Here is a 13,013-nt window from a genome sequence, read left to right as displayed (position 1 = left end):
TATCACGAGCTTGAGAGCGTGATAGAGCCTGACATGCCCGGAAAGTTCGCCGCTCAAGCCGTTGCTGTTTGTAACACCTGGGGATTGGGGTGAAAAAACACGTGCTCGCGAATCGGTCCTACGGCAACTTCACCGATTTCCTCATAGCCCTGGCGCTTATAGAACTCCAGATAGCGAGGATTCCCGGTATCGAGGATCACGCCCTGTGAGTTCTCATCCACGGCGCACCAGTTGTGCACGGCTTGCAACAGTTGCTCGCCGAAATGTTTGCCCTGGAACTGCGGATGAACCCCCAGCAACGGCAGGACGTGCACCGAGTCATTCGGCACGCAGGCCTCCACGGCAGCGTGATATTCGAGGTAGCGACGGGTGCAGCGAAATCCCGTGCTGAGCACCATTCGCAGGCGCCAGGCCCAACTTTCGGTGACGCCGAGGCGGCGTTGCGGCGGTGCGATCAGGGCGATGCCAATCAAGCGGTCGTTGACCAGCAGGCCGATGGCCGGCAGGTCCTGGAGAAAATGCTGGTTCACCAGTTCGCGCACGGTGGCGCGAACCCGCTGTTCATAGCCGGGGCGCTCGGCTTCGAACAGATAGCCGAAGGTCGGCTCGTGTCGATAAGCCTGGTACAGCAGCGAACGCGCTTCGCGGGCGTAGCCGCTGTCGAGCATGTGAATATCGGCGATGGCGGTTTCGGGCATGACGGTTGATCTCCCCGGCACAGCTCGGGTGGCTGCGCTCTTGTTGTTACGAGCCTGTCGGCGCTGACACAGTTCCTTACAGATCCGCAATGAGTGTAGGCAATGAAATCGCCTTCGTCGGAACGCCGCCCGGAGCAAGCCCGCTCCCACAGGTGATGAGCCGGCCTTGCTTTTGTGGGAGCGGGCTTGCTCGCGAAAGGGCCATCACTGCCCATGCACAACTGACTGGCAAAACCGAATCCCCTCACCCCACACTGGCCCGATTCCCACATGTCAGCTAGCATCGCCCTTTTGCCAGGACTGCCGACCATGAAGATCGTCTCCTTCAACATCAACGGGCTGCGCGCCCGTCCCCATCAGCTGGCGGCGCTGATCGAAAAGCACCAACCCGATGTGATCGGCTTGCAGGAAACCAAGGTCCACGACGACCAGTTTCCCCTCGATGAAGTCAGAGCACTGGGCTACCACGTGTACTTCCACGGGCAAAAAGGCCATTACGGCGTCGCCCTGCTCTCGCGCCAGGAGCCGCTGGCCCTGCACAAGGGTTTCGCCACCGACGAAGAAGACGCCCAGCGGCGCTTCATCTGGGGCACCTTCGCCGACGCCAACGGCGTGCCGGTGACCATCATGAACGGTTATTTCCCACAGGGCGAAAGCCGCGACCACCCGACCAAGTTCCCGGCCAAGGAACGTTTTTACGGCGACTTGCAGCAATTGCTGGAAAGCCAGTTCAAGAACGACCAGCCGCTGGTGGTGATGGGCGATGTGAACATTTCCCCGGAAGACTGCGACATCGGCATCGGCCCGGACAACATGAAGCGCTGGCTGAAAACCGGCAAATGCAGCTTCCTGCCGGAAGAGCGCGAGTGGATGGCCCGCCTGAAGAACTGGGGCCTGGTCGACAGTTTCCGCCACCTGAACCCGGACGTGACCGACACCTTCAGCTGGTTCGACTACCGCAGCCGTGGCTTCGAGGACGAACCCAAGCGTGGCCTGCGCATCGACCTGATCCTCGCCTCCCACGGCTTGCTGCCACGGGTGAAGGCCGCCGGTGTGGACTACGAACTGCGTGGCATGGAAAAACCTTCGGACCATGCGCCGATCTGGCTTGAGTTGAGCTGATCCCTGAAGGCTGCATCACCCCCCTGTGGGAGCGGGCTTGCTCGCGAAAGCGGAGTGTCAGTCACTATTTGTGCTGACTGATACACCGCTTTCGCGAGCAAGCCCGCTCCCACATCAGAAAGTGTCATTTTTCGGAAACGTTACTGACTTAATCTCCCGGCACCTCCTTTGGCTATGTAAGGTGCCGACATGATGCTGCGCGTGTTGTTCCTGTTGATGCTGTGCACGGGCTGGCCGCAGGCGGTCTCGGCCGGCGACTTGCCGACACCCGAACACGGCCCGGTGCTGCGGATTCAGGGCTCCAACACCATAGGCGCGGCATTGGGACCGGCGCTGGTCGAGGGTCTGCTGAGTGAACAGGGCCTGCGCAGGATCCACCGCGAAACCCGGGACACCGCCAACGAACTGCGCATCGTCGGCGAAACCGCTGAGGGCCATCGGGTTGTGGTGGAGGTGGCGGCCCATGGTTCCAGCACCGGTTTCACCGCACTCAAAGCAGGCAGCGCCGATCTTGCCGCCTCGTCACGCCCGATCAAGGACAGCGAACTGGCCAGCCTGCAATCGCTCGGTGACCTGAAAAGCCCGAGCGCCGAACAGGTCATTGCCATCGACGGCCTGGCGATCATCCTTCACCCGGACAATCCGCTGATCCAGCTCGACACCCTGCAACTGGCGCGTATTTTCAGTGGTGAGGTGAAATCCTGGGAAGACATCGGCGGTCGCGGCGGGCCGATTCATCTATATGCGCGGGATGATCAGTCCGGGACCTACGACACCTTCAAGGAACTGGTCCTCAGCGGCCGAGGGAAAACCCTCGGCAGCGCGGCGAAACGCTTCGAGTCCAGCGAACAACTCTCTGATGCGGTCAGCGCAGACCCGCAAGGCATCGGTTTTATCGGTTTGCCCTATGTGCGCCAGGCCAAGGCCGTGGCCATTGTCGACGGTCAATCACAAGCCATGCTGCCGCTCAACAGCCTGATTGCCACGGAAGATTATCCGCTGTCCCGTCGGTTGTTCTTCTACCTGCCACCCAACGGGAAAAATCCCTGGGCTGACGCTCTGGTGGCCTTTGCCCAAAGCAGCAACGGCCAGGCCATAGTCGCAGCGAACGGCTTTGTTGCCCAAACCGTCCAGGCCATGGCCGTTACCCCCAATGCGTTGATGCCTGAGGGTTATCAGGCGCTGAGTCGACATGCTCAACGGCTGTCGGTGAATTTTCGCTTCGAGGAAGGCAGTGCCAGCCTGGACAACAAGGCGCGGCAAGACCTGACGCGAGTGCTCGACTATATAAAGCAGCACGGCAAGACCGATGGTCAGGTCACGTTGGTGGGGTTTGGCGATGCCAAGAGCGACCCGGCACGCGCCGATCTGTTGTCGAAGCTGCGGGCCATGGCGGTACGGCGGGAGTTGGTGAAGAGCGGCGTGGTGTTTCGCGAGATTCGCGGATTCGGCGCCGAAATGCCGGTGGCGGCCAATAGCGCCGATGAGGGAAGGATAAAGAATCGGCGGGTTGAGGTTTGGGTGTATTGAACCTGATGTTGGTGCATTGAATGGAATGACGCCTTCGCGAGCAAGCCCGCTCCCACAGGTCCAGTGATAACCCTGTGGGAGCGGGCCTGCTCGCGAATGGCAGGCGCCGCGGTCTTAATGCCCGCTGCGCATCATCTCCTTCGGCACATACTTGCCGATTTCGAACTTGCCGATCGCCGCACGGTGCACTTCGTCCGGGCCGTCGGCCAGGCGCAGGGTGCGTTGCATCGCGTACATGTAGGCCAGCGGGAAATCGTTGGAAACCCCTGCCCCGCCATGGATCTGGATCGCCCGGTCGATCACCCGCAGCGCAACGTTCGGCGCGACGACCTTGATCTGCGCGATCTCGCTTTTCGCCACTTTGTTGCCGACGGTGTCCATCATGTACGCCGCTTTCAACGTCAGCAGGCGTGCCATGTCGATTTCCATCCGCGAGTCGGCGATCTTGTCGATGTTGCCACCCAGGCGTGCCAGAGGCTTGCCGAACGCCGTGCGGTTCACCGAGCGTTTGCACATCAGTTCCAGTGCGCGCTCGGCCATGCCGATCGAACGCATGCAGTGGTGAATCCGGCCAGGGCCAAGGCGACCTTGCGCAATTTCGAAGCCGCGTCCTTCGCCCAGCAGGACGTTTTCGTACGGCACTCGCACGTTTTCAAAGTGCACTTCGGCGTGCCCATGAGGTGCATCGTCATAACCGAACACCGGCAGCGGACGCACGATCTTCACACCAGGCGCATCCACCGGCACCAGAATCATCGAGTGCTGGGCGTGACGTGGCGCGTCCGGATTGCTCAGGCCCATGAAGATCAGGATCTTGCAGCGCGGGTCGCAAGCACCCGACGTCCACCACTTCTTGCCGTTGATCACCCACTCGTCGCCATCACGTACTGCACGGGCGGCCATGTTGGTGGCGTCGGAGGATGCGACATCCGGTTCGGTCATGGCGAATGCCGAGCGGATCTCGCCGCGCAGCAAGGGTTCGAGCCAGCGCTGTTTCTGCTCTTCATTGGCATAACGCACCAGCACTTCCATGTTGCCGGTGTCGGGTGCCGAGCAGTTGAACGGCTCTGGTCCCAGCAGCGAGCGGCCCATGATTTCCGCCAGCGGCGCGTATTCGAGGTTGGTCAGCCCGGCACCCAGTTCGGACTCAGGCAGAAACAAATTCCACAGACCCTCGGCCTTGGCCTTGAGTTTGAGTTCTTCCATGATCGCGGTCGGCTGCCAGCGATCGCCCTCGGCGACCTGGCGCTCGAACACGGCTTCGGCGGGATAAACGTAGGTGTCCATGAACGCTGTTACGCGCTCACGCAGTTCCTGAACCTTGGGCGAATAAGCGAAATCCATGAGCGAGATACCTTCTTGGGGGAGGTTGTTTAGGTCATGCAATCGATGCTAGAACAGCATTGATAATTTACCTAGCCTATTCTCGGCGTGTATAAACATTCATCACCGATATATGATCGACTGATCGTCACGGTCAGCCCGCCCACACAATAAGAGAGCCGCGTAATGAATCTGAGCAAGGTCGACCTCAACCTTTTCATCGTCTTCGACGCGATCTACACCGAAGCCAACCTGACCCGTGCCGGGCAGATTGTGGGCATTACCCAGCCAGCGGTATCGAACGCTCTGGCCCGGTTGCGCGAGACCTTCAACGACCCGCTGTTCGTGCGCACCGCCCAGGGCATGGTGCCCACTCCTATGGCCCAGAACATCATCGGCCCGGTGCGCAACGCGCTCTCGCTGCTGCGCGTGTCAGTGCAGGAAAGCCGCATTTTCAACCCGCAGCAAGCCGTCAAGACTTACCGCATCAGCATGACCGACCTCACCGAAGCGGTGATCCTGCCGCTATTGTTCCAGCGCCTGCGTCGCCTGGCGCCGGCGGTGATCATCGAAAGCTTCCTGTCCAAACGCCGCGAAACCACCAAGGAACTGGCGGCCGGTCGCCTCGACTTTGCGGTGGATGCGCCGCTCAACACCGACCCGCAGGTGCGTCACGTCAAGTTGATGGAGGACCGCTACGTGTGCGCCATGCGCAAGGGGCATCCGCTGGCGGGCAAGGAGAAATTCACGCTGGATGATTACCTGGGCCTGACCCACATCCATATTTCCAGCCGTCGCAGCGGCCTCGGCTATGTCGACCTGGCGCTGGGCAAGATGGGCATCCAGCGCAAGATCGCCCTGCGCTCCCAGCATTACCTGATGGCCTCGCAAGTGTTGCAGCAGACCGACATGGTCATGACCGTGCCGGAACGCTTCGCCCGCCGTAACGACCTGCACGCCTTTTATCTGCCGGTCAACGATGTACCGCCGGTGGAAACCCATCTTTACTGGCACGAAAGCACCGACCAGGACCCGGCGAACCGCTGGATGCGCGAGCAGATGATCGAGTTGTGTCAGCAGGTGACGGCGCAGGAGAAAAAGCTCGAGAAGGTGTAGGGCTTGATACCGAGGTGACTTCTTCGCGAGCAAGCCCGCTCCCACATTGGATCTTCAGTGGACACAATACTTGTGCCCTACACAGATCCCTGTGGGAGCGGGCTTGCTCGCGAAGAGGCCCGCAAGAACACTGAAATCTCACGCCCCTTGACGTAAACGTCAACCTGCCATTAGCTTAGCGCCATGACCTTTTGCGAGCGCGCCCATGAGCAGCCAGACCTACAGCATTTCCGATCTCGCCCGCGAGCTCGACATCACCACCCGCGCCATTCGCTTTTATGAAGAGCAAGGCCTGCTCAGCCCCGAGCGCCGTGGCCAGGAACGCATTTACTCGCCCCGCGACAAGGTCAGCCTGAAACTGATCCTGCGGGGCAAGCGCATCGGTTTCTCCCTGGCTGAATGCCGCGAGCTGATCGAGCTCTACGACCCGTCCAGCGGTAACACAAAACAGTTGCACAGCATGCTGGCGAAAATCAGCGAGCGTCGGGAGCAGCTTGAACAGCAGTTGCTGGACATCGAACAGATGAAACTGGAACTCGATACTGCCGAAGAGCGCTGCGTGCAGGCGCTGGAGCAGACGCTCAAAAGCCAGGAATCGGTTCAATAAAATAAGCAAATCATATGTGGGAGCGGGCTTGCTCGCGAAGGCGTTGGGTCAGTCAACACAAGCGTTGAATGAACTATTGCATTCGCGAGCAAGCCCGCTCCCACAGTAGATCACCACTCACCCATTACTTCAGGTGAACCCCATGCCCCTCCCCACCCACGTACGCATTGTCGAAGTCGGCCCCCGCGATGGCCTGCAAAATGAAGCCCAACCCATCAGTGTTACCGACAAGGTGCAACTGGTCGATGCGCTGACCGCAGCCGGGCTCGGCTATATAGAAGTCGGCAGTTTCGTGTCGCCCAAGTGGGTGCCACAGATGGCTGGCTCCGCCGAGGTCTTCGCGCAGATCCAGCGTAAACCGGGCGTGGTCTACGGCGCGCTCGCCCCCAACCTGCGCGGCTTCGAAGATGCCCTCGCCGCCGGGGTCAAGGAAGTGGCCGTGTTCGCGGCGGCATCCGAAGCGTTTTCCCAGCGCAATATCAATTGCTCGATCAGCGAAAGCCTGGAGCGTTTCGGGCCGATCATGGAGGCCGCCAGACAACATGGTGTGACCGTGCGCGGGTATGTGTCCTGTGTGCTGGGCTGCCCCTATGAAGGTAACGTCGCCCCGGAGCAGGTCGCTGTGGTCGCCCGCGAGCTCTATGCCATGGGCTGCTATGAGGTCTCGCTGGGGGACACCATCGGCACCGGCACCGCTGGCGCCACCCGCAGGATGTTTGAAGTGGTATCGAAGGACGTGCCCCGGGAGAAACTCGCAGGGCACTTCCACGACACCTACGGCCAGGCTGTGGCCAACATCTATGCCAGCCTGCTGGAAGGCATCTCGGTGTTCGACAGTTCCATCGCAGGTCTGGGCGGCTGCCCCTATGCCAAGGGCGCCAGCGGTAACGTCGCCACCGAAGACGTGGTTTACCTGCTCAACGGCCTGGGCATCGACACCGGAATCGACCTCGACGCCTTGATGCTCGCCGGTCAGCAGATTTGTACCGTACTGGGTCGCCCTACCGGCTCCCGCGTGGCCAAGGCCCGCAGCGCACAGTGAGTGCGCTGAGTGTGTCCGGGTGTTACCGCTGTGTCTGAAACGTGGGCGCAAGCGAGTAACACGGAAACAAAATGTAGGGTTTTGCTTGAGGCGCAAAACCCTACAAATCTGCAAAGCATTGATTTTAAAGGCTTTTATAAAGTTGGCACGCCTCCTGCTATATCTATCGCACAACAAGAATAAAAAAATTGCGGCAAACCTAATAAAAACAAGACGTAACGACTCTGACATAACAAAAACAACACGGCAGAGACGCAGCTAACAGATTTTTTTGGAGAAGATGTGCTTTTCAGGGTGCTTTTCGGAGTTACCCGCAACCGGACAAAGAATAATAAAACTACCTTCAGGTAGCTCCCGTACTGGTTGGATCGCTCAGCGAGAAAGTAGATCAGCGCTCAAAAAAATACGTTTGCTCTTGATCCCGGATGGGGATCGCCAAAAACAGCGGTAAAGGGCAACGGTTGCCAAAAACAACAACAGACCGACCCTCAATAATAAAAAAAGAGCACGCGCAACGAAATTAAAGGGGAGCTTCGGCTCCCCTTTGTGCTGTCTGGCGTTTGAGATTTCCGCAGCCCTTTGTAGGAGCGAGCTCGCTCGCGAAGAACACAAGGGCACCGCGTATTTCCAGACTGCACGCGTTATCGTTGACGTTCTTCGCGAGCAAGCTCGCTCCTACAGTCGGCCTTCGTCAGACCTGCTTGCTACGCAACTCCTCGATACTGATCTCACGCATGCGGAATTTCTGGATCTTGCCAGTCACCGTCATCGGAAACTCCTCGACGAACTTGAAGTAACGCGGTGTCTTGAAATGCGCGATGCGCTCCTTGCACCAGGTTTGCAGTTCTTGCTCGGTGGCGCTGTGGCCGGGGTGGAACTTGATCCAGGCGACGATTTCTTCGCCGTAGCGCGAGCAAGGAATGCCGATCACCTGCACATCCGCAATGGCCGGGTGAGTGAAGAAAAATTCCTCCAGCTCCCGCGGGTAAATATTCTCACCGCCGCGGATGATCATGTCCTTGTTGCGCCCGGCAATGCACACGTAGCCCTCATCGTTCATGCTCGCCAGGTCGCCGGTGTGCATCCAGCCGGCCTGGTCGATGGCTTCCGCCGTGCCTTCAGGGTTGTTCCAGTAACCCAGCATCACGCTGTAACCGCGGGTGCACAGCTCGCCGATGGTGCCACGTGGCACCAGGTTGCCCGCCTCGTCGATGATCTTGCTTTCCAGTTGCGGCTGCGTGCGGCCGACGGTGGTCACGCGCAGTTCCAGGTCGTCTGCAGGACCGGTCTGCAACGACACCGGACTGGTTTCCGTCATGCCGTAGGCAATCTGCACTTCGCTCATGTGCATCTCGCTGATAACCCGGCGCATCACCTCGATAGGACAGGTTGCGCCCGCCATGATCCCGGTGCGCAGGCTCGACAGGTCGAACTGGGCGCGTTGTGGTTGGTCAAGCATGGCGATGAACATGGTCGGCACGCCGTACAGCGCAGTGGCCTTTTCTTCGGCCACGGTACCGAGGGTCAGTAACGGATCGAACGCGTCGTTCGGGTAAATCATCGTGCTGCCATGGGTAATGCAGCCAAGATTGCCCATGACCATGCCGAAGCAGTGATACAGCGGCACCGGGATCACCAGGCGATCCGCGGCGGTCAGGCCGAGGCTTTCGCCGACCATGTAACCGTTGTTGAGAATATTGTAGTGACTGAGGGTCGCGCCCTTGGGGAAACCGGTGGTGCCGGAGGTGTACTGGATATTCACCGGCTGATCGAAATGCAGGCTGTCCTGGCGCTCATACAGTTGCTCGACCGTCACGCTGCCCGCCATATCGGTCAGTTGCGACCATGGCAGGAAACCGCTCGGCGGCTGCGCATCCAGGCTGATGACGCCACGCAACTCCGGCAACCGCTCACTCTGCAACTTGCCGATGGATTGCCCGGCCAACTCCGGCACCAGGCCCTGCAGCATCGCGTGATAGTCCGAGGTCTTGAAGGCCCCGGCACACACCAGCCATTGGCAGCCGGATTGCTTCAACACGTATTCGAGTTCGGAACTGCGATACGCGGGGTTGATGTTGACCAGGATCACGCCGATTTTCGCGGTGGCAATCTGGCTGATGCACCACTGCGCACAGTTCGGCGCCCAGATGCCGAGGCGGTCCCCGGCTTGCAGCCCCAGCGCCAGCAGTGCCCTGGCGTGGAGGTCCGCGGCCTCGGCCAATTGGCGCCAGGTGTAACGCAGCTGTTGATGGCGCACCACCAGCGCCTCCCCGTCCGGGTACTGCGCAACCGTGTTGTCGAACGCCTGGCCAATGGTCATCGCCAGCAAGGCTTTGTCCTGGGAACCACGGGTGTAACTACGTTGCGGGCTTGCACTGGGTTGATCCATGACGACCCCTATTGTCTTTATTTATGGGCTACCGGCGGTCTCTTGTGGGAGCGGGCTTGCTCGCGAAAGCGGTGTATCAGACAACATGAATGTCGACTGACAGGACGCTTTCGCGAGCAAGCCCGCTCCCACAGGGTAGGTCCGCGTTCTATCTTGAACTGCCTCTACTCTCGCTCAAGTTGACGTTAACGTAAAGGGTGATTGACAGCCATTCGTCACAGGCTTACGTTAACGTAAAGGTGAGAACCCATTGACAGTCTCACCAACCGACAAAAAAGCCAAAAGGTGACCCATGAGCTATCCATCCCTGAACTTTGCCCTCGGTGAAACCATCGACATGCTGCGCGATCAGGTCCAGTCCTTCGTCGCCAAGGAGATCGCCCCGCGCGCCGCTCAGATCGACATCGACAACCTGTTCCCCGCCGACCTGTGGCGCAAATTCGGCGACATGGGCCTGCTGGGCATTACCGTGGCGGAAGAGTACGGCGGTGCCGGCCTGGGCTATCTGGCCCACGTGGTGACCATGGAAGAAATCAGCCGTGGTTCGGCTTCGGTGGCGTTGTCCTACGGCGCTCACTCCAACCTCTGCGTCAACCAGATCAACCGCAACGGCAACCACGAACAGAAATCCAAGTACCTGCCCAAGCTGATCAGCGGCGAACACATCGGCGCCCTGGCCATGAGCGAGCCGAATGCCGGTTCCGACGTGGTGTCGATGAAACTGCGCGCCGACAAACGCGGCGACAAGTACGTGCTCAACGGCAGCAAGACCTGGATCACCAATGGTCCGGACGCCAACACCTACGTGATCTACGCCAAGACCGACCTGGAAAAAGGCCCCCACGGCATCACCGCCTTCATCGTCGAGCGCGACTGGAAAGGCTTCAGCCGCAGCAACAAGTTCGACAAGCTCGGCATGCGCGGTTCGAACACCTGCGAGCTGTTCTTCGATGACGTCGAAGTGCCGGAAGAAAACATCCTCGGTGTGCTCAACGGCGGTGTGAAAGTGCTGATGAGCGGCCTCGACTACGAGCGCGTCGTTCTGTCCGGTGGCCCGACCGGGATCATGCAGGCGTGCATGGACCTGATCGTGCCGTACATCCACGACCGCAAGCAGTTCGGCCAAAGCATCGGCGAATTCCAGCTGATCCAGGGCAAGGTCGCCGACATGTACACCCAACTCAACGCCAGCCGCGCCTACCTGTACGCCGTGGCCCAGGCTTGCGAGCGCGGCGAAACCACGCGCAAGGACGCCGCCGGCGTGATCCTCTACAGCGCCGAACGCGCCACGCAAATGGCTCTCGACGCGATCCAGATTCTCGGCGGCAACGGCTACATCAATGAATTCCCGGCCGGTCGTCTGTTGCGTGACGCCAAGCTGTACGAAATCGGCGCTGGCACCAGTGAGATCCGTCGCATGCTGATCGGTCGCGAACTGTTCAACGAAACCCGCTAAACGGAGCTGTCCATGGCTACCCTGCATACCCAGCTCAACCCCCGTTCAGCGGAGTTCGCCACCAACAGCGCGGCGATGCTCAAGCAGGTCGACGCGTTGCACACCCTGCTCGCCCAAGTGGCGCAAGGTGGCGGCCCGAAGGCTCAGGAACGCCATACCTCGCGGGGCAAACTGCTGCCGCGCGAGCGCATCAACCGCTTGCTCGATCCGGGTTCGCCATTTTTGGAGATCAGCCAACTGGCGGCGTACGAGGTGTATGGCGAAGACGTCCCCGCCGCTGGCGTGATTGCCGGGATCGGCCGTGTGGAAGGCGTCGAATGCATGATCGTCGCCAACGACGCCACCGTGAAAGGTGGCTCGTATTACCCGCTGACCGTGAAAAAGCACCTGCGCGCCCAGACCATCGCCCAACAGAACCGCCTGCCGTGCATCTACCTGGTGGACTCTGGCGGCGCCAACCTGCCGCGCCAGGATGAAGTGTTTCCGGACCGCGAGCACTTCGGGCGGATCTTCTTCAACCAGGCCAACATGAGCGCCATGGGCATTCCGCAGATTGCCGTGGTCATGGGCTCCTGCACCGCTGGCGGAGCCTATGTACCGGCGATGGCCGACGAAGCGATCATGGTCCGCGAGCAAGCGACCATCTTCCTCGCCGGTCCGCCGCTGGTGAAAGCCGCGACCGGTGAAGTGGTCAGTGCCGAGGACCTCGGTGGGGCCGATGTGCACTGCAAAATTTCCGGTGTGGCCGACCATTACGCCGAGAGCGATGAACACGCCCTGGCACTGGCACGCCGCAGCGTCGCCAACCTCAACTGGCGCAAGCAAGGTGAGGTTCAGCAACGCACACCCATCGCCCCGCTCTACAGCAGCGACGAGTTGTACGGCGTGGTCCCGGCCGACGCCAAGCAACCGTTTGACGTGCGCGAAGTGATTGCGCGGTTGGTGGACGGATCGGTATTCGACGAGTTCAAGGCGCTGTTCGGGACCACGCTGGTCTGCGGTTTTGCTTACCTGCACGGTTACCCGATCGCGATCCTCGCCAACAACGGCATTCTGTTCGCTGAAGCGGCGCAGAAAGGCGCGCACTTCATCGAACTGGCGTGCCAGCGCGGCATCCCGCTGCTGTTCCTGCAGAACATCACCGGCTTCATGGTCGGCCAGAAGTACGAGGCTGGCGGCATCGCCAAGCACGGTGCAAAACTGGTGACGGCGGTGGCCTGCGCCAAGGTGCCGAAGTTCACCGTGATCATCGGCGGCAGCTTCGGCGCCGGTAACTACGGCATGTGCGGTCGCGCCTACGATCCGCGTTTTCTGTGGATGTGGCCGAATGCGCGCATCGGCGTGATGGGCGCCGAACAGGCGGCCGGCGTGCTGGTGCAGGTCAAGCGCGAACAGGCCGAACGCGGTGGTCATGGTTTCAGTGCCGAGCAGGAAGCCGAGATCAAGCAACCGATCCTCGACCAGTACGAAGAACAGGGTCACCCCTACTATTCCAGCGCGCGCCTGTGGGACGACGGTGTCATCGACCCGGCCCAGACCCGCGACGTACTGGCCCTGGCCTTGTCCGCGTCGTTGAACGCGCCAATCGAACCGAGCCGCTTCGGCGTGTTCCGGATGTGATTTTTTTGTAGGAGCGAGCTTGCTCGCGATGGACGTTAACGATAATGCGCGCTTTCTGAATAAACGCGCTGCCCTGTAATCCATCGCGAGCAAGCTCGCTCCTACACAAG

The 13,013-nt window shown here is 60.3% G+C and carries 10 protein-coding genes; 7 read left to right on the top strand and 3 right to left on the bottom strand.

Going from position 1 to position 13,013, the window contains the following annotated elements; translation table 11 throughout:
• Positions 1–53: 53 nt before the first annotated feature.
• On the bottom strand, positions 54–698 hold the full coding sequence (locus AC3IT6_RS10090; RefSeq protein WP_489355175.1) for a GNAT family N-acetyltransferase: 645 nt from the start codon (positions 696–698) through the stop codon (positions 54–56).
• A gap of 309 nt (positions 699–1,007) precedes the next feature.
• Here AC3IT6_RS10090 and xthA point away from each other — a divergent pair, with 309 nt between their 5' ends.
• Positions 1,008–1,820, top strand: a complete 813-nt coding sequence (gene xthA, locus AC3IT6_RS10085; RefSeq protein WP_223444710.1) for an exodeoxyribonuclease III — start codon at positions 1,008–1,010, stop codon at positions 1,818–1,820.
• A gap of 189 nt (positions 1,821–2,009) precedes the next feature.
• Positions 2,010–3,350, top strand: coding sequence for a substrate-binding domain-containing protein (locus AC3IT6_RS10080; RefSeq protein ID WP_489355172.1), 1,341 nt, complete (start codon positions 2,010–2,012; stop codon positions 3,348–3,350).
• Between the two features lie 114 nt (positions 3,351–3,464).
• On the opposite strand, the gene AC3IT6_RS10075 is transcribed toward AC3IT6_RS10080, so the two are convergent.
• A complete protein-coding gene (locus AC3IT6_RS10075) occupies positions 3,465–4,694 on the bottom strand; it encodes an acyl-CoA dehydrogenase (RefSeq protein ID WP_095059574.1) in 1,230 nt (409 codons plus the stop codon).
• A 165-nt stretch (positions 4,695–4,859) separates the two neighbouring features.
• Between AC3IT6_RS10075 and AC3IT6_RS10070 the strand changes: the two genes are divergently transcribed.
• The 3 genes from AC3IT6_RS10070 (at position 4,860) to AC3IT6_RS10060 (ending at position 7,438) form a co-directional block, all read left to right on the top strand.
• Entirely contained in the window at positions 4,860–5,789 is a 930-nt protein-coding gene (locus tag AC3IT6_RS10070) for a LysR family transcriptional regulator (RefSeq protein WP_223444704.1), read from the top strand.
• A 205-nt stretch (positions 5,790–5,994) separates the two neighbouring features.
• Positions 5,995–6,396 carry a MerR family transcriptional regulator gene (locus AC3IT6_RS10065; RefSeq protein WP_007992801.1) on the top strand — a complete coding sequence of 134 codons (402 nt, stop codon included), beginning with the start codon at positions 5,995–5,997 and terminating at the stop codon, positions 6,394–6,396.
• A gap of 142 nt (positions 6,397–6,538) precedes the next feature.
• On the top strand, positions 6,539–7,438 hold the full coding sequence (locus AC3IT6_RS10060) for a hydroxymethylglutaryl-CoA lyase (RefSeq protein ID WP_150725910.1): 900 nt from the start codon (positions 6,539–6,541) through the stop codon (positions 7,436–7,438).
• A 691-nt stretch (positions 7,439–8,129) separates the two neighbouring features.
• On the opposite strand, the gene AC3IT6_RS10055 is transcribed toward AC3IT6_RS10060, so the two are convergent.
• Positions 8,130–9,827, bottom strand: a complete 1,698-nt coding sequence (locus tag AC3IT6_RS10055) for an AMP-binding protein (RefSeq protein ID WP_489355169.1) — start codon at positions 9,825–9,827, stop codon at positions 8,130–8,132.
• A gap of 292 nt (positions 9,828–10,119) precedes the next feature.
• On the opposite strand from AC3IT6_RS10055, the gene AC3IT6_RS10050 reads away from it, so the two are divergent.
• Positions 10,120–11,283 carry an isovaleryl-CoA dehydrogenase gene (locus tag AC3IT6_RS10050; protein ID WP_489355167.1) on the top strand — a complete coding sequence of 388 codons (1,164 nt, stop codon included), beginning with the start codon at positions 10,120–10,122 and terminating at the stop codon, positions 11,281–11,283.
• Between the two features lie 12 nt (positions 11,284–11,295).
• The gene (locus tag AC3IT6_RS10045; RefSeq protein ID WP_150671715.1) at positions 11,296–12,903 is read left to right on the top strand and encodes a carboxyl transferase domain-containing protein; all 1,608 of its coding nucleotides are present in this window, start codon (positions 11,296–11,298) and stop codon (positions 12,901–12,903) included.
• Positions 12,904–13,013 lie beyond the last annotated feature (110 nt).

This window comes from Pseudomonas sp. KH_017, from assembly GCF_057840285.1.
The sequence above is the reverse complement of the archived record's forward strand: the minus strand, read 5'-3'. Positions and strand labels throughout refer to the sequence as shown.

Coding starts and splice junctions, on each gene's coding strand:
- AC3IT6_RS10090 (WP_489355175.1), bottom strand. CDS start 698: ATGCCCGAAACCGCCATCGCCGATATTCACATGCTCGACAGCGGCTAC.
- xthA (WP_223444710.1), top strand. CDS start 1,008: ATGAAGATCGTCTCCTTCAACATCAACGGGCTGCGCGCCCGTCCCCAT.
- AC3IT6_RS10080 (WP_489355172.1), top strand. CDS start 2,010: ATGATGCTGCGCGTGTTGTTCCTGTTGATGCTGTGCACGGGCTGGCCG.
- AC3IT6_RS10075 (WP_095059574.1), bottom strand. CDS start 4,694: ATGGATTTCGCTTATTCGCCCAAGGTTCAGGAACTGCGTGAGCGCGTA.
- AC3IT6_RS10070 (WP_223444704.1), top strand. CDS start 4,860: ATGAATCTGAGCAAGGTCGACCTCAACCTTTTCATCGTCTTCGACGCG.
- AC3IT6_RS10065 (WP_007992801.1), top strand. CDS start 5,995: ATGAGCAGCCAGACCTACAGCATTTCCGATCTCGCCCGCGAGCTCGAC.
- AC3IT6_RS10060 (WP_150725910.1), top strand. CDS start 6,539: ATGCCCCTCCCCACCCACGTACGCATTGTCGAAGTCGGCCCCCGCGAT.
- AC3IT6_RS10055 (WP_489355169.1), bottom strand. CDS start 9,827: ATGGATCAACCCAGTGCAAGCCCGCAACGTAGTTACACCCGTGGTTCC.
- AC3IT6_RS10050 (WP_489355167.1), top strand. CDS start 10,120: ATGAGCTATCCATCCCTGAACTTTGCCCTCGGTGAAACCATCGACATG.
- AC3IT6_RS10045 (WP_150671715.1), top strand. CDS start 11,296: ATGGCTACCCTGCATACCCAGCTCAACCCCCGTTCAGCGGAGTTCGCC.